The sequence below is a fragment of the Erwinia sp. QL-Z3 genome, from assembly GCF_004551645.1.
GTDB classification, from domain to species: Bacteria; Pseudomonadota; Gammaproteobacteria; order Enterobacterales; family Enterobacteriaceae; genus Erwinia; species Erwinia billingiae.
The window spans coordinates 2868901-2884108 of sequence record NZ_CP037950.1 but is presented as its reverse complement, the minus strand read 5'-3'; the positions used below and the strand labels follow the sequence as shown (position 1 = coordinate 2884108).

The 15208-nt window shown below is 55.5% G+C and carries 14 protein-coding genes; 6 read left to right on the top strand and 8 right to left on the bottom strand.

Annotation, left to right across the window (positions count from 1 at the left end; all coding sequences use genetic code 11):
- Window positions 1-21: 21 nt before the first annotated feature.
- On the bottom strand, window positions 22-2043 hold the full coding sequence (gene uvrB / locus E2F51_RS14030; RefSeq protein ID WP_013201368.1) for an excinuclease ABC subunit UvrB: 2022 nt from the start codon (window positions 2041-2043) through the stop codon (window positions 22-24).
- 920 nt (window positions 2044-2963) lie between these two features.
- Here uvrB and E2F51_RS14025 point away from each other — a divergent pair.
- Window positions 2964-3683, top strand: coding sequence for an ABC transporter ATP-binding protein (locus E2F51_RS14025; protein ID WP_013201367.1), 720 nt, complete (start codon window positions 2964-2966; stop codon window positions 3681-3683).
- Between the two features lie 42 nt (window positions 3684-3725).
- Here the strand turns inward: E2F51_RS14025 and bioD are convergent, their stop codons facing one another.
- The 4 genes from bioD to bioB are packed head-to-tail and all read right to left on the bottom strand — an operon-like array spanning window position 3726 to window position 7318.
- Window positions 3726-4400 (bottom strand): dethiobiotin synthase, encoded by a 675-nt coding sequence (gene bioD, locus E2F51_RS14020; protein ID WP_209215442.1) that lies wholly within the window; start codon window positions 4398-4400, stop codon window positions 3726-3728.
- Window positions 4393-5148 carry a malonyl-ACP O-methyltransferase BioC gene (gene bioC / locus E2F51_RS14015; protein ID WP_134823740.1) on the bottom strand — a complete coding sequence of 252 codons (756 nt, stop codon included), beginning with the start codon at window positions 5146-5148 and terminating at the stop codon, window positions 4393-4395. The genes bioD and bioC overlap by 8 nt, the downstream gene beginning before the upstream one ends.
- On the bottom strand, window positions 5135-6286 hold the full coding sequence (bioF, locus tag E2F51_RS14010; protein WP_134823739.1) for an 8-amino-7-oxononanoate synthase: 1152 nt from the start codon (window positions 6284-6286) through the stop codon (window positions 5135-5137). The genes bioC and bioF overlap by 14 nt, the downstream gene beginning before the upstream one ends.
- Window positions 6287-7318: a biotin synthase BioB gene (gene bioB, locus E2F51_RS14005; protein ID WP_013201363.1), complete on the bottom strand. Its 1032-nt coding sequence runs from the start codon at window positions 7316-7318 to the stop codon at window positions 6287-6289.
- Window positions 7319-7407: 89 nt separating this feature from the next.
- Here bioB and bioA point away from each other — a divergent pair, with 89 nt between their 5' ends.
- The 4 genes from bioA (at window position 7408) to E2F51_RS13985 (ending at window position 11014) form a co-directional block, all read left to right on the top strand.
- Entirely contained in the window at window positions 7408-8700 is a 1293-nt protein-coding gene (gene bioA / locus E2F51_RS14000) for an adenosylmethionine--8-amino-7-oxononanoate transaminase (protein WP_134823738.1), read from the top strand.
- A gap of 87 nt (window positions 8701-8787) precedes the next feature.
- Window positions 8788-9846, top strand: coding sequence for an NADP-dependent oxidoreductase (locus tag E2F51_RS13995; protein WP_134823737.1), 1059 nt, complete (start codon window positions 8788-8790; stop codon window positions 9844-9846).
- A complete protein-coding gene (locus tag E2F51_RS13990; protein WP_105759457.1) occupies window positions 9843-10523 on the top strand; it encodes a type 1 glutamine amidotransferase domain-containing protein in 681 nt (226 codons plus the stop codon). Before E2F51_RS13995 ends, E2F51_RS13990 begins: the two co-directional genes overlap by 4 nt.
- A gap of 14 nt (window positions 10524-10537) precedes the next feature.
- Window positions 10538-11014, top strand: a complete 477-nt coding sequence (locus tag E2F51_RS13985) for a kinase inhibitor (RefSeq protein ID WP_013201359.1) — start codon at window positions 10538-10540, stop codon at window positions 11012-11014.
- A gap of 73 nt (window positions 11015-11087) precedes the next feature.
- Here the strand turns inward: E2F51_RS13985 and pgl are convergent, their stop codons facing one another.
- A complete protein-coding gene (pgl, locus tag E2F51_RS13980; RefSeq protein WP_134823736.1) occupies window positions 11088-12083 on the bottom strand; it encodes a 6-phosphogluconolactonase in 996 nt (331 codons plus the stop codon).
- Between the two features lie 150 nt (window positions 12084-12233).
- Here pgl and E2F51_RS13975 point away from each other — a divergent pair, with 150 nt between their 5' ends.
- Window positions 12234-13052: a pyridoxal phosphatase gene (locus E2F51_RS13975; protein WP_134823735.1), complete on the top strand. Its 819-nt coding sequence runs from the start codon at window positions 12234-12236 to the stop codon at window positions 13050-13052.
- Between the two features lie 336 nt (window positions 13053-13388).
- Here the strand turns inward: E2F51_RS13975 and E2F51_RS24060 are convergent, their stop codons facing one another.
- Window positions 13389-13781 (bottom strand): hypothetical protein, encoded by a 393-nt coding sequence (locus E2F51_RS24060; protein WP_245174117.1) that lies wholly within the window; start codon window positions 13779-13781, stop codon window positions 13389-13391.
- On the bottom strand, window positions 13778-15190 hold the full coding sequence (locus tag E2F51_RS13965) for a PAAR domain-containing protein (RefSeq protein WP_245174116.1): 1413 nt from the start codon (window positions 15188-15190) through the stop codon (window positions 13778-13780). The genes E2F51_RS24060 and E2F51_RS13965 overlap by 4 nt, the downstream gene beginning before the upstream one ends.
- Between the last annotated feature and the right edge of the window lie 18 nt (window positions 15191-15208).

Below are 15208 nucleotides of genomic sequence, written 5' to 3'. Positions count from 1 at the left end.
CCCGCCGTCACGGCTGACCGATCAGGACGCGGCGATAAACAGCTCCCGCACCTTATGCAGCTGGTCACGGATATTGGCGGCCTCTTCAAACTCCAGATTCTGCGCATGCTCCTGCATTTGCGCTTCCAGCTGGTGAATTTTCTTCTGCAGTCCTTTCGGTGACAGATCCAGGTACGGTGCATCGTCTTCCACAATGCGTCCGGCCTTGGCGCGTCCACGGGATTTGTTTTTCGCCAGCCCCTGGCCCAGTTCAAGAATATCGGCAATCTTCTTGTTCAGTCCCTGCGGCACAATGCCGTTCTCAGCGTTGTAGATTTCCTGCTTGGCGCGGCGGCGCTCGGTTTCGCCGATGGCGCGCTCCATTGACGGCGTGATTTTATCGCCGTAGAGAATGGCCTTACCGTTCAGGTTACGCGCGGCGCGACCAATGGTCTGGATCAGCGAGCGATCGGAACGCAGGAAGCCCTCTTTATCGGCATCCAGAATCGCCACCAGCGACACTTCCGGCATATCCAGACCTTCTCGCAGTAAGTTGATGCCGACCAGCACATCAAACTCGCCCAGACGCAGGTCACGGATGATCTCCACGCGCTCGACGGTGTCGATATCCGAGTGCAGGTAACGCACCCGCTCACCGTGCTCTTCCAGATACTCGGTGAGGTCCTCGGCCATGCGTTTGGTTAACACCGTTACCAGCACGCGCTCATTGATTGCCACGCGTTTACGAATCTCAGACAGCAGGTCATCGACCTGAGTGCTGACCGGACGCACTTCGATTAGCGGATCCAGCAGACCGGTTGGGCGCACCACCTGATCGATCACTTCGCCACCGGATTTCTCCAGCTCATATTTACCCGGCGTGGCCGAGACATAAATGGTCTGCGGCGCCAGCGCCTCAAACTCTTCAAATTTCATTGGGCGGTTATCAAGCGCCGAAGGCAGACGGAAACCGTACTCCACCAGCGTCTCTTTACGCGCACGGTCACCTTTGTACATCCCGCCGATTTGCGGAATGGTGACGTGGGATTCGTCGACCACCAGCAGGCCGTCCGCCGGTAAATAGTCAAACAGGGTTGGCGGCGCTTCGCCCGGCCCGCGCGCGGAGAGATAGCGCGAGTAGTTCTCGATACCGGAGCAGTAGCCCAGCTCGTTCATCATCTCCAGATCGAACTGGGTACGCTGAGAAATGCGCTGCTCTTCCAGCAGCTTGTTGTTGTTCAACAGGACCTTGCGCCGGTCGGCCAGCTCCACTTTGATCTCTTCCATCGCCTGCAGGATGCGTTCGCGCGGGGTCACGTAGTGGGTTTTCGGGTAGATGGTGTAGCGCGGGACCACGGAAGTGACCTGCCCGGTGAGCGGGTCGAAGATCGACAGGCGCTCGACCTCTTCATCAAACAGTTCGACGCGCAGCGCATAATCGTCCGATTCCGCCGGGAAGATATCAATCACTTCGCCGCGCACGCGGAAGGTGCCGCGCTGGAACGCCTGATCGTTGCGGGAATACTGCAATTCCGACAGGCGACGCAGGATAGAGCGCTGATCGATTACCATGCCACGGGTCAGGTGCAGCATCATCTTCAGATACAGGTCAGGATCGCCCAGACCGTAGATGGCCGACACCGAGGCGACCACGATCACATCCCGTCGCTCCAGCAGCGCTTTGGTCGCTGACAGACGCATCTGCTCGATATGTTCGTTTACCGAGGCATCCTTTTCGATAAAGGTGTCGGAGCTGGGCACATACGCTTCCGGCTGATAGTAGTCGTAGTAAGAGACGAAGTACTCCACCGCGTTATCCGGGAAGAACTCTTTCATTTCGCCGTACAGCTGCGCCGCCAGCGTTTTATTCGGTGCCAGCACCATGGTTGGCCGGTTTAAGTCGGCAATCACGTTGGCCACGGTGAAGGTTTTACCTGAGCCGGTTACCCCGAGCAGCGTCTGGTGCGCCAGCCCGTCTTCCAGCCCCTCTTCCAGACGACGGATCGCCTCGGGCTGGTCACCAGCGGGTTTGAATTCGGAGTTGAGTTTAAAGACTTTGCTCATTGAGTGGCTACCTGGTAATGAATGACGCGAACAGGATCCTAATTTTACTCTGCTACTGCGAATTTACCAGAAAAAAAGACTGGATATAATTACAGTAATTTTGCAAGATATTGCTCATGCGTTCAGCGTTGCCCTTTCCCGGCCCAGTGGGCAATCAGCAATGCGGCTGGTCGGACAGGTTATCCCCAAAAGAGGAAGCGCTTTAACATTTGTCAAGCAGCACTGACAAAATGCGGCGGGCCAGGCAACTGAGATTTTTCGGGTGCTTGATTTTAACTAACATATTGATAAATCACCCTTTGCGCTCAGAGATGAGTTTCGCGTCAACTCGTGCTCAACCCGCGTCCGCTCTCGCCTGCCGTAAGTTTTCAGACGCTCATGCACATGGTTATCCACAGGAATGGTGGATAACTGATTTGAGCGCCCGAGCCGTCTGATGTGTATAAAACCTCATTGCCCTGCGATCGGGGCCGCAAATATTTTTTTTTGCATTATTTTCGCCTGACGCTTGAGGATTAATGGTCCTGAAAGGCATATTTCCCCCGTTGCCGCTAGCCCTATTTCGACGTTTTTTTCAGTTTGATGACAGTCGCGGGTTGCCACTGAGACAGGCAACTGCACCAGAAATGATTCGTCCATAGCACTGACAAAGTGCAGCGGAATATTACCCCGGGCAATTGTTTAAGTTTTATTACTAATTACTGGTGCTAATCATCAGGCGGGCGGGCGTTTTCTGAGACTTTTGCCAGGTTGGCCTGCCAATTGCAAGTCTCTGTCTAACCGCCTCACGCTTTCATAACACCAGAGCGAGGAGCACAAAGCCGCAGGCGTCTCGCAGGAGACGTTGACGACTGTTTGCCACACGACGTAGAGCGGATGCAACCAGGTGCGATCGAAAACTGTCTGGAGGAGAGTGTCAGATGCTCAGCTTACGTTCAATCAACCAATTTTATGGACAAAATCACATCCTGTGGGATGTTGATCTGGATCTCGCCCCAGGCACCTGTACCGGCGTACTGGGACGTCCCGGCATGGGAAAAACCACGCTGGTCAACTGCATCATGGGCCATCTGCCGATTAACAGCGGCTCGATGACCTGGCAGGAAGCCAACCGCCCGCCGCAGGATCTGCTGCTGCAGCCGATGGAGCAACGGGCTGCCCTGGGCATTGGCTATGTGCCGCAAGGGCGACAGCTTTTCTCCCAGCTTAGCGTGGAAGATAACTTGCAGATTGCGCTGCTGGCCGGCGCGGGTCTGGAACGCCATCGGGCCATTCCGCAGATGGTCTATGACCTGTTCCCTGCCCTCTACTCCTTGCGCCATCAGCGCAGCGGTGATTTACAGATTGAGCAGCAGCAGCAACTGGCGCTGGCCAGAGCGCTGGTGTTGCAGCCTAAGCTGTTGATCCTGGACGAGCCAACCGAAGGCATGTCGCCGTGGCTGGAAGAGGAGATGGGCAATCTGATCCATCGTCTGAATCACGATTTCGGCCTGACGATCCTGCTGCTGGAGCAACGCATTTCGTTTATCCGTAAGGTGGCGGATTACTTCCTGCTGCTGCATCGGGGCCGCAACGTGGCGCACGGCAAAGTCGCCCAGCTGGACGAAAGCATGCTCAATACCTGGATGACGGTGTCTTGACGGTAAGGTGGGCGGAGGAAACTCCGCCCGAAGGGTTAACCGTTATAACGGCAGCTGCACGTACTGTGCCAGCTGGTCGAACTGTTCTGGCTGCGTCAGATAGGGGATCTCACCCAGCATTGGCGCCGGCAGCCGCTGTTTAAGCGCCGCCAGATACTCGGTGTGGCGTTTTCCCGGCGGTAGAATGTCATTGGCTATCCAACCCGCCAGACGCAGTCCGCTGGCCTGAATTGCCTGTGCGGTCAGCACCGCATGATTGATACAGCCTAACTTCACGCCCACCACCAAAATCACCGGCAGCTGCTCCGCCCGCGCCCAGTCGGCAAAGGTGGTCTGCTCAGAGAGCGGCGTAAACCAGCCACCTGCCCCTTCCGTCAGCACCCAGTCAGACTGCGCGGTTAACGCGGCCAGGCCGGCTGAAAGCTGCTCAAAAGTAATCGGTCGGCCTTCTTCGGCACTGACGATATGCGGCGAGGTCGGCTCTGCGAAAGCCAGGGGGTTGATGCTGTCATAAGGCAGTTGCAGCACGCTGTACTTTTGTAGCGCCAGCGCATCCTCATTTCTCAACCCGTCTGCCGTCATCTCACAGCCCGAAGCAACCGGCTTGTAACCCACGCTGCGAAATCCCGCCGCGTTGGCGGCCTGAAGCAGGGCTGAACTGGCAACCGTTTTGCCCACTTCCGTATCCGTTCCGGTGATAAACCAGCGTTCACTCACGATGCATAACTCCATAAACCAGATGATAACTCAGTAAATATCCCCGCCGATCGCGCGGCCAGTGCTGCTCCAGCTGTTGCAGATGCCGGCGGCTAAGCAGTCCACCGTGACGGCCCTGATGCAAATGCGTGGCACCAATGCCTTTCAGTGAACGCAGCGCACTCAGCACGTCCGGGAATCCAACGGTCAGCGTTTGTTGCTTCAGTTTCAGCGGCAGATGCTGGCCCGCGTGGGCGATGGCGTCGAAAGGCAAAAAGCAGTTAACCGGGGCGGGTAAATCCAGCGGTTGCCAGGCGGCGGACAGCTCATGTAATGAGTCGGCGGAGAGCGTCGAGAACAGCACCTGGCCGCCTGGCGAGGTCACCCTGTAAAGTTCTGTCAGTGCCAGCGATAAGTCACTGCACCATTGCACCGCAAGGTTGCTCCAGCACAGATCAAAGCTCGCATCACTGAACGGCAGCGCTTCGATATCGCCCGGCTGATAGCAATCGGCGGTGTGTAACGCCTGCGCCTGAACCAGCATTTCTGCGGACAAATCAAGCGCGGTCACATGGTTACCGGCCGCGCGCCAGTGCTGGCTGAACCAGCCCGGACCGCAGCCCGCATCCAACACTTTCTGCCCCTGCTGTCGGGTGGCATAGCTGGCCAGCGCTTCGCCACAGAGGCGCTGCAAGCCGGCATGTTGATTGTAGCTCTGCGCCGCCCGGCCAAACGCCTGTGCAATCGCCTGTTTATTAACGGTTTGCATGTTGCAGTCCCTCCAGCAGGCGATGAATATCTTCCGGCCGATGCGCCGCACTTAAGGTGATCCGCAAACGGGCGGTGCCGGGCGGAACCGTCGGTGGGCGGATAGCCGTCACCCAGCATCCCTGCTGTTGCAGCCTGTCGGCCAGGGCCAGCGCCTGCTGCTCTTCGCCGACGATCAACGGCTGGATCGCCGTGGCCGACGGCAGTAAAGCCAGCCCCAGCGCCTGCGCGCCCTGACGGAACAGCGCAATATTTTGCTGCAGCCGCTGACGCAGTTCGTCACCCTGCTGGATGCAGGCCAGCGCGGTCTGCAATGCCCAGGCCTGCGCCGGTGGCATCGCCGTGCTGTAGATCAGGTGGCGGGCAAACTGCAGCAGATAATCAGCGGTGTCATCATCACACAACACCGCCGCCCCGCTCAGGCCAAAGGCTTTACCAAAGGTGACCACCAGCAGTTCCGGTTTAACCTGCTGCTGCCAGCAGCTGCCGCGTCCCTGCTCGCCGGTGGTGCCAATGCCATGCGCATCGTCCACCATCAGCCAGCTTCCCTGACGCTGAGATAAGCGGTGAAGCTCCGCCAGCGGTGCGCTGTCGCCATCCATGCTGAAAACGCCTTCGGTGACCACCAGCGTCTCGCCCCCGGCCGGATGTTGCAGCAGTTTTTCAAGCGCAGCCGGTTGATTGTGTGCGAAGCGACGCAGGGTAGCGGGACTGTGAGCCGCCGCTTCGAGCAACGAGGCGTGCGCCAGCTTATCGGCGAAGATGCGGTCATTTTTCGCCAGCATCGCCGCAATCACCGCCTGATTGGCGGCAAAGCCGGAAATAAATACCAGGGCGCGTGGATAACCCAGCCAGTCGGCAAGCTGCTGCTCAAATTCCGCCTGTGGCGCATGATAACCGGTGACGTGCGCCGATCCGCCGGCCCCGACGCCATAACGTTCCGCACCCTGTTGCCAGGCCTGAACCAGCCTCGGGTCATGGCTCAACCCAAGATAGTCATTGGCGGCAAAGTTCAGATAGCACGTGCCGTCAATCTGCAAGGTCCGTGCATCGCTGTGCTGGTTAACCCGACGGGTGCGCATCTGCCCTTTTTGCTGGCGCCCGGTCAGCGCCAGGGAAATTCGATGCTGCCAGCTCACTTACACCGCCGCGTTGTAGAACTGGTCGGTATCAGCGGTCATCAACTGTCCTGCCAACGCCTGCTGCTGCTCGTTGTCACCCGCTTCGGTGGTGGTGTGGCGCGGATTCAGGCCCAGCTTGTGGAACAGCTGCAGGTCTTTGTCTTCTTCCGGGTTCGGCGTGGTCAGCAGTTTGCAGCCGTAGAAGATGGAGTTTGCCCCGGCCATAAAGCACATGGCCTGCGTTTGCTCGCTCATCTGCTCACGTCCGGCAGACAGGCGCACGTGCGAGGTGGGCATCATGATGCGGGCAACCGCGATGGCGCGGATAAAATCAAACGGATCGACATCGTCGTTATCGGCCAGCGGTGTGCCTTTGACTTTTACCAACATATTGATTGGCACGCTTTCCGGCGGCGTCGGCAGATTCGCCAGCTGCACCAGCAGGCCCGCGCGATCGTTAACGGTTTCGCCAAGGCCGAGGATGCCGCCTGAACAGACTTTGATCCCGGCATCACGCACTTTGCCCAGCGTATCCAGGCGTTCCTGATAGCTTCGGGTGGTGATGATGCTGCCGTAGAATTCCGGCGAGGTATCGAGGTTGTGGTTGTAGTAATCCAGTCCGGCGTGCGCCAGACGCTGCGCCTGTTCTTCGCTCAGCGTGCCCAGCGTCATACAGGTTTCCAGCCCCATTTCACGAACGCCTTTCACCATCTGCTCAAGGTAAGGCATGTCACGTTCGTGCGGGTTTTTCCAGGCTGCGCCCATACAGAAGCGATCCGAACCGGCCGCTTTTGCTTTGCGGGCCGAGGTCAGCACGTCTTCCACTTCCATCAGCCGCTCGGTGGCGAGGCCGGTTTTATAGCGTGAGCTTTGCGGACAGTATTTACAGTCTTCCGGGCAGGCGCCCGTTTTGATCGACAGCAAGGTGCTGACCTGCACCTGGCGGGGATCGAAGTGCTGGCGATGCACCTGCTGAGCTTCAAACATCAGTTCCAGAAAGGGTTTATCAAACAGGGCCTGAGCCTGTGGGATCGTCCAACGAGTTGCCATTGCGTGCTCCAAAAAAAATCTGTCGTTAATCATCTTTGCGTGGTTATACTTGTAAACTAATTTTTTTGAATTTGGTTTACAAGTAATTTATGACGCCTGCTGACCTCGCTTTTGATCGTGACCATATCTGGCACCCTTACACCTCCATGAGCCAACCGTTGCCGGTCTATCCGGTGGTCGCCGCGCAGGAGACGTCCCTGAAACTGGCCGACGGTCGTAAGCTGGTTGATGGCATGTCTTCATGGTGGGCAGCGATCCATGGCTACAACCATCCACGCCTGAACCGGGCGATGACCGCGCAAATTGAACAGATGTCACACGTGATGTTTGGCGGCATCACCCACCCTTCCGCCGTGGCGCTGTGCCGCAAGCTGGTTGAGATGACGCCGCAAGGGCTGGAGTGCGTGTTCCTGGCCGATTCGGGATCGGTGGCGGTTGAAGTGTCGATGAAGATGGCGCTGCAATACTGGCAGGCCCGTGGCGAGCGCCGTCAGCGCTTCCTGACGCTGCGAAACGGCTACCACGGCGATACCTTCGCCGCGATGTCGGTGTGCGATCCGCAGAATTCAATGCACAGCCTGTATCAGGGCTATCTGCCTTCGCACCTGTTTGCTGCCGCACCCGCCTGTGGCTTTGACGATGAATGGCAGGCGCTTGATGTTGACGACTTCGAGCGACTGATCCGCCTGCATGCCGGTGAGCTGGCGGCAGTGATCCTTGAACCGATTGTTCAGGGCGCGGGCGGCATGCGCTTCTATCATCCGCGTTATCTGCAAAAGGTCCGTGAGCTGTGCGATCGCCATAACGTTCTGCTGATCGCCGATGAGATTGCCACCGGATTTGGCCGCACCGGCAAGCTGTTCGCCTGCGAACATGCCGGAATTTCCCCGGACATACTGTGCGTTGGTAAAGCGCTGACCGGCGGCACCATGACCCTTTCCGCCACCCTGACCACCCGCGAGGTTGCCAACACCATCAGCAACGGGGAGGCCGGCTGCTTTATGCACGGCCCGACCTTTATGGGCAATCCGTTGGCCTGCGCGGTCGCCACTGAAAGCCTGGCGATGTTGCAGGAAGGTCACTGGCAACAGCAGGTCGCGACCATCGAAGCGCAGCTGAAAGCCGCCCTGCTGCCGCTGCAGGAAATGCCTGAAGTGGCCCACGCCCGCGTGCTGGGGACCATTGGGGTGATCGAGACCCACCGGCCGGTGAATATGGCCGCGCTGCAGGCGTTCTTTGTCGAGCGCGGCGTATGGATCCGGCCGTTTGGCAAACTGATTTACCTGATGCCGCCGTACATTATTCAAGCCGACGCCTTAGCCCAGCTCACCGGGGCAATAGCCGCCGCGCTGGCGCGTCCCGAGCTGTTTCTCAGCGCCTGACGCTGACTTATGCGCGTCACAGCAAAGCAGCGAGGCCGCTGATGCACTACGCTTTTACGGGGCAACATCCCGTAAAGGAGCAAATTTATGCCACAAGATAAACAGACTAATCGCCGTATCGTGCTGGCTTCCCGCCCGCACGGTGCGCCTACGGAAGCCAATTTCCGTCTTGAATCGCAGCACGTTCCGACGCCTGCAAAAGGCGAAGTGTTACTTCGTACTGTCTGGCTGTCGTTAGATCCCTATATGCGTGGCCGGATGAGCGACGCGCCTTCCTACGTTCCGCCGGTTGGCATCAATGAAGTGATGGGCGCCGGCACCGTCGCCATCGTCGAACAGTCCAATAATGAAAACTATGCCCCGGGCGACTGGGTGGTTAGCCAGAGCGGCTGGCAGGATTTCGCCGTCTCGAACGGTAAGGATCTGTTCAAGCTTTCCGGTCCGGTCCTGAAGCACCCTTCCTGGGCGCTAGGCCTGTTGGGGATGACCGGCTTCACCGCCTATATGGGCTTGCTGGATATCGGTAACCCGCAGCCGGGCGAAACCGTGGTGGTCGCAGCCGCGACCGGTGCGGTGGGCTCAATGGTCGGTCAGATTGCCAAGCTGAAGGGCTGCTACGTGGTCGGCATTGCCGGCGGCGAAGAGAAATGCCGTTACGCCGAAGAGGTTCTGGGCTTTGACCGCTGCCTCGATCACCGCGCAGCCGATCTGGCGGAAGCCCTGAAACGCTACTGCCGCGACGGTATTGACGTCTATTTCGAAAGCGTGGGCGGCAAGGTCTTTAACGCGGTTCTGCCGCTGATGAATACCAAAGGTCGCATTCCCGTCTGTGGTCTGATTGCCGACTACAACAGTACCGAAGCCGCCAAAGGCCCGGATCTTCTGCCGCAGTTCCAGAGCGCGATCCTGCGTAAACGTCTGCGGGTCGAGGGCTTTATCATCACCCAGGATTATGGTCACCGTTTCGGTGAATTCTTCAGCCAGATGAGCCAGTGGGTGGAGCAGGAACGCTTCGTCTTCCGGGAAGACTGCGTTGACGGGCTGGATAACGCGCCAGAAACCTTTATCGGCATGCTTGAAGGTAACAACTTCGGCAAAGTGCTGATCCGGGTGGCGGGCGACAAACCTTCAGGAGCAGTGAAATGAAACTCTTAATGGTGCTTACCTCACACGATCGGCTGGGTGAAACGGGGAAGAAAACCGGTTTCTGGCTCGAAGAGTTCGCCGCACCCTATTACGTGTTCCGCGATGCCGGGGTAAACGTGGTGCTGGCTTCACCGGCCGGCGGGCAACCTCCGCTGGATCCGGTCAGCGATGAACCCGATGCGCAGACCACCGACACCGATCGCTTCCGTGGCGATCTCCCGGCCCAGCAGGCGCTGGCGCATACGCAGAAACTGGAAACCATCGATACCACCCAGTTTGATGCGGTGTTTTATCCCGGCGGTCACGGTCCGCTGTGGGACCTGGCCGAAGATCGGGTCAGCATCGATCTGATCGAAAACTTCTTTGCCAACGGCAAGCCGGTCGGTGCGGTCTGCCACGCGCCTGGCGTACTGCGCCATGTAAAAAAACCGGACGGCACGCCGCTGGTTGCCGGTAAGCGGGTCACCGGTTTCAGCAACACGGAAGAGGAAGCCGTGGGGCTGACAGATGTGGTACCTTTCCTGGTTGAGGATGTGCTTAAGTCATTGGGCGCAGAGTATGAAAAAACCGATAACTGGGGCGTTTATACGCTGACCGATGGCCATCTGGTCACCGGGCAGAACCCGGCATCCTCCGCAGCAGCAGCCGAAGAGCTGCTTAAATTACTTCATCGTTAACCGCAGGAGAGGGAATGAAACTGATTAGCCAGGATTTTAACGACGGCGATAAGCTGCCGGAGCGCCAGGTCTTTAACGGCATGGGGTATGAAGGGGACAATTTGTCACCGCACCTCGCCTGGGATGACGTGCCGGCGGGCACCAAAAGCTTTGTCGTCACCTGCTACGATCCTGATGCGCCGACCGGATCAGGCTGGTGGCACTGGGGCGTGGCCAATCTGCCGGCCGACACCCGTTCTCTGCCACAGGGTGCAGGTTCCGGCGCGGCCGAACTGCCTTCTGGATCAGTTCAGACACGCACCGACTTTGGTAAAAGCGGCTACGGCGGCGCGGCACCGCCGAAGGGCGAAAGCCACCGCTATATCTTCACCGTTTACGCCATTGATGTGGAAAAACTGGAGGTCGATGAGCAGGCCAGCGGCGCTTATCTGGGCTTCAACGTCCATTTCCATCAGCTGGGCAGCGCATCAATTACCGCCATGTACAGCTAACGCGAAAGAGCGGCTTTTCAGCGCATAAAAAAAGGGGGCGAGAAATCGCCCCCTTTTGCTGTCTGAACCAGCCTTACAGCGCGGCGATCGCCACCCACATTGGGCCCTGACCGACCGCGTAGCGCGCCAGCGGTTGCAGTAACCCCTGCTCGCCAGCAATTTTATACACTTCGATATGGTGCGATTTCTGCCCCGCCGCCACCAGATACTGTCCGGTATTATCGATGTTGAAGCCGCGTGGCTGCGTTTCGGTCGGCTGATGCCCTTCAACGGTCAGCACCGCGCCATCTTCGCTGACGCTAAAGATGGTCAGCAGGCTGGCGGTACGATCGCAGCTATACAGATGGCGGCCATCTGGCGTCAAATGAATATCGGCTGCCCAGCGGGTTTCGCTGAAGCCAGCTGGCATGGTATCCAGGCTTTGTACCCGCTCAACCACACCCTGCGCATTGTTTAACGTCCAGACGTCAACCGTGCTGTCCAGCTCGTTGATGCAGTAGGCGTACTGCTGGTTCGGATGGAACACCATATGACGCGGGCCCGCACCTTCAACGGTGGTCACCTGCGGCTGCTTATGCGGCTGCAACTGGCCGTTTTCCTGCAAATCAAACAGGCAGATACGATCCTGTTTTAATGCCGGCACAAACAGGGTTTTGTTATCAAGCGTGATATTGGCGGAGTGACAGCCGTCCATGCCGTCGATTACCTGCAGCGGCTCGCCCGGCAGGCCATCGGCGCCAATCGGCGTCACGCTGACGCAGGCATCGTTATACGAGCCGACGAAGACAAAACGGCCCTGACGATCGGTAGAAATATGGGTTGGGCTGCCTGGCAATGACGCGTGCCCGGCTTCCTTCAGTTTGCCTTCCGCATCAATCTGATAGGCGACGACACGGAAATCAGGGCGCACGCCCACATAGAGAAAACGTTTGTCGGGGCTGACGACCATCGGCTGAACCTGGCCTGGCGCATCAATCACCTGCAGCAGGGTAAGCGCGCCGTCATCGGCTAACTGCCAGGCATGGATCTGCTGGCTCTCCGGGCTGGCGGTATATACGACTTGTTTCATGAATTCTCCTTTTTCTGAGTAAGCTGACCTGTGGCAAAGCGTAGCGTGTTTTTCCTTCCCGCGTGGGGGGATTTGTGGCGTGTCATTTTGTTAACCCCGTCACAAGGTGTACACTCTCTGGCTCTTGTTTAGCCACTTCCGGAACTGTTTATGAGTTATCGCATCATTGCTTTGGACCTGGACGGCACCCTGTTAACGCCGCGCAAAACCATCCTTCCCGAATCGCTGGAAGCCCTGAAAAAAGCACAACAGGCTGGGGTAAAGGTGGCCATCGTCACCGGTCGTCATCATGTCGCTATCCATCCTTTTTATCAGGCACTGGCATTAGATACACCTGCAATCTGCTGTAATGGCACCTATTTGTATGATTATCATGCAAAAAAGGTCCTGCAAGCCGATCCGCTGCCGAAAGAGCAGGCGTTGCGGGTGATTGAGATGCTCGACGAAGCCGGGATCCCCGGTCTGCTGTACGTCGACGATGCCATGCTCTATCAGACTGAAACTGGCCACGTGACGCGCACCATCGACTGGGGATTATCCCTGCCAGAACATCAGCGTCCGGTGTTCAACAAGGTCGACAGCCTGGCGCAGGCAGCCAAAGATGCGGGCTCAATCTGGAAGTTCGCCCTTTCCCATCCCGACACCGTCGCATTACAGCACTTTGCCGAGCGGGTCGAAAAAGAGATGGGGCTGGCCTGCGAGTGGTCATGGCACGATCAGGTGGACATCGCCAAAGCCGGCAACAGCAAAGGCAAGCGTCTGGCACAGTGGGTGGAATCCGAGGGTTATCAGATGAGTGACGTGCTGGCCTTTGGCGATAACTACAATGACCTGAGCATGCTGGAAACGGTGGGGCTGGGTGTGGCGATGGGCAATGCCGACGAGGCGATCAAAGCCCGTGCCGGCCGGGTAATCGGCACCAACCTTGAGCCAGGTATTGCGGAAACCATCTACCGCGAAGTGTTGTGAGTTGGCGCGATAATCGACACGCTTTTAATCTGGGCATATAACCACATGCCCGGTTTGACTTAGCATAAGTGGGAAAAAGAAAAGGTAAACTATTAGCACAATGGGTTGAATCGCAGACTGACTGTACTTTTTCCTGAGAAAAAGATGACTCAAGGTTTTTTGTCAAAAATCGGGATGTCTGGAATGTGATTTTTTTGTGAACTAAAGGCAGGCAACTTTAGCGGAGTTTCAATCAGTCAGAAATTCTTCCTAAAGTAGAAATAAGATTCATCGAATATAAGTAAAAAAGGCCCTTAATTAGTCATATAATAAAGGGCTTTTTTATCTAACCTTGAGTTAATCAGGCTTCACTTTAAGTACAATTAACAGGCTAATGAAACTTAACAATCCTATAATCAATGCGCCGTATTTGACATAAAACCAAGATATTTCACTAGTCTTTAAAGATTTAAAAAATGAAATCTCTTCTTCTGTTAGCGCCTTCTTTGTCGCTGGAAAGCCAGGAAAGATAAGTGCACTCATAATATAAGATTCCTTATACCCCCAAAAGAAAAACCCCCCATTTTTACCAACAGCCATGGAGAAAGGTGTATAACCAAATCGTTGTTTGAATTTATCAGCAATCAGATCGAATTTATGCTCTGTGCATTTACCATAAAAAAGATAAAATAACAGTGAAATTACAAAGATCGCAGCCAAACATATTATTATTATATCAAGCGAGTTCATTTGGAACCCTCTATAACATTATACAACGTGTTTCCTACTTTTTCTCCCCCCCAACCACCGGCTTCCCCACCAACATAACCTAACGTACCTCCCGCGATAACAGCACAAACTAATCCACCAGTGCCAGCTGTACCCACACCAATTGCTATACAGAGCGGAACAGCCATACCTCCCGCGAGGATACCGCCCCCAGTGCTACCTGCAAAACTGCCTATTTCAGTATACTTCTTTTGAGTACATTCATCTTCACGACCTACAGAACACGACTCGTTTATTTCATTAATAGAATGAAGGGCACTAAAACCTATTCCTACATAGCCAATATATCGCATAGCTGCTACATATTTTACTGCTCGTTCGATATGGGTAGCATAACCTTCAATATCACTTATTCCAGTCTGATTCCATTTATGAGTAATTGAGCTTGAAGACAAACCAAGAGCATTTTTTATTTTAGTGTATTCGCCAAATTTCATAGCCTTATTTAAGAAACCTACCTTTAATACTTTTTCAAGCTCTTTAAATAATTGTGCTCGTCTGACATAGAACTGCTCACCAATTAAAGCCCCTCTTGTCATGTAAGTATTTTTGTACGTTTCCTGAACTTCTTTCAGGATCTTCTCTATATTTTCAAAATACTTCCCGACAGGATCTGCAGCAAGCCCAATTCCTTTATCAGCGATGTTGCTAAAGTTAGCTATTGTTGCATAGTGGCTGTGTAAGAAATTAGCTTCTTTATGTGTAAGTGGCTCTAATGCTGTATCAATACGTTGTTTTGCAGCCTGCATATGTGCGATCTGATCACTGTCCTGTTTTTCTGGATCAACAACAAGCAGGATAGAACTCGCTTTGTATTCCTTACCTTTTCCATTCAATGCGCGGTAAAGTTCGCGTGTTCCTGCTGGCGGTTCACTTTCGAACAAATACGGTTCATAGGCCCTCGTTTCAGCACCATATGGGAGTACACAAAAACCAGCGTCTACAACTTCACGTTTGATTTCTTCCTTATATGGCCTTTTAGCTATCTGAGCATGAAGTTCTGGTTCTTCAAATTTAGGCGAAGCGGAAGCGACAGCCGTAGCTGTCATAGGAACACTTACTGGAGCGGCTTTACGTATATCGCCCTGATACGGTCCGTGTTTTGCCCATGTATGCGTTGGAATAAAAAATGCCTTACAAGGGCAAGTCGAGCGGCTGTAAAGTGTACTTGCTGCATAACACCCATGGATGATCTCTCCGGGATGTCCTCCGCCTACGCTGAAGGTTCCTGGATGTTTTCCGCAGGATACTTTACTACCATTGACTGCCTGTCGGTTCTGATTCGGGCCAAATTTTGTTCCTTTCGGATGCCCTTCCAGGACACTTCCGCCACATGACGTTTTATCACCTTGCACTATCCAGTAACCCATTGACATTTCCTTTGTTCC

Coding starts and splice junctions, on each gene's coding strand:
- E2F51_RS13975 (WP_134823735.1), top strand. CDS start 12,234: ATGAGTTATCGCATCATTGCTTTGGACCTGGACGGCACCCTGTTAACG.
- uvrB (WP_013201368.1), bottom strand. CDS start 2,043: ATGAGCAAAGTCTTTAAACTCAACTCCGAATTCAAACCCGCTGGTGAC.
- bioA (WP_134823738.1), top strand. CDS start 7,408: ATGACGCCTGCTGACCTCGCTTTTGATCGTGACCATATCTGGCACCCT.
- E2F51_RS24060 (WP_245174117.1), bottom strand. CDS start 13,781: ATGAACTCGCTTGATATAATAATAATATGTTTGGCTGCGATCTTTGTA.
- E2F51_RS13985 (WP_013201359.1), top strand. CDS start 10,538: ATGAAACTGATTAGCCAGGATTTTAACGACGGCGATAAGCTGCCGGAG.
- bioC (WP_134823740.1), bottom strand. CDS start 5,148: ATGCAAACCGTTAATAAACAGGCGATTGCACAGGCGTTTGGCCGGGCG.
- E2F51_RS13995 (WP_134823737.1), top strand. CDS start 8,788: ATGCCACAAGATAAACAGACTAATCGCCGTATCGTGCTGGCTTCCCGC.
- E2F51_RS13965 (WP_245174116.1), bottom strand. CDS start 15,190: ATGGGTTACTGGATAGTGCAAGGTGATAAAACGTCATGTGGCGGAAGT.
- E2F51_RS14025 (WP_013201367.1), top strand. CDS start 2,964: ATGCTCAGCTTACGTTCAATCAACCAATTTTATGGACAAAATCACATC.
- E2F51_RS13990 (WP_105759457.1), top strand. CDS start 9,843: ATGAAACTCTTAATGGTGCTTACCTCACACGATCGGCTGGGTGAAACG.
- bioB (WP_013201363.1), bottom strand. CDS start 7,318: ATGGCAACTCGTTGGACGATCCCACAGGCTCAGGCCCTGTTTGATAAA.
- pgl (WP_134823736.1), bottom strand. CDS start 12,083: ATGAAACAAGTCGTATATACCGCCAGCCCGGAGAGCCAGCAGATCCAT.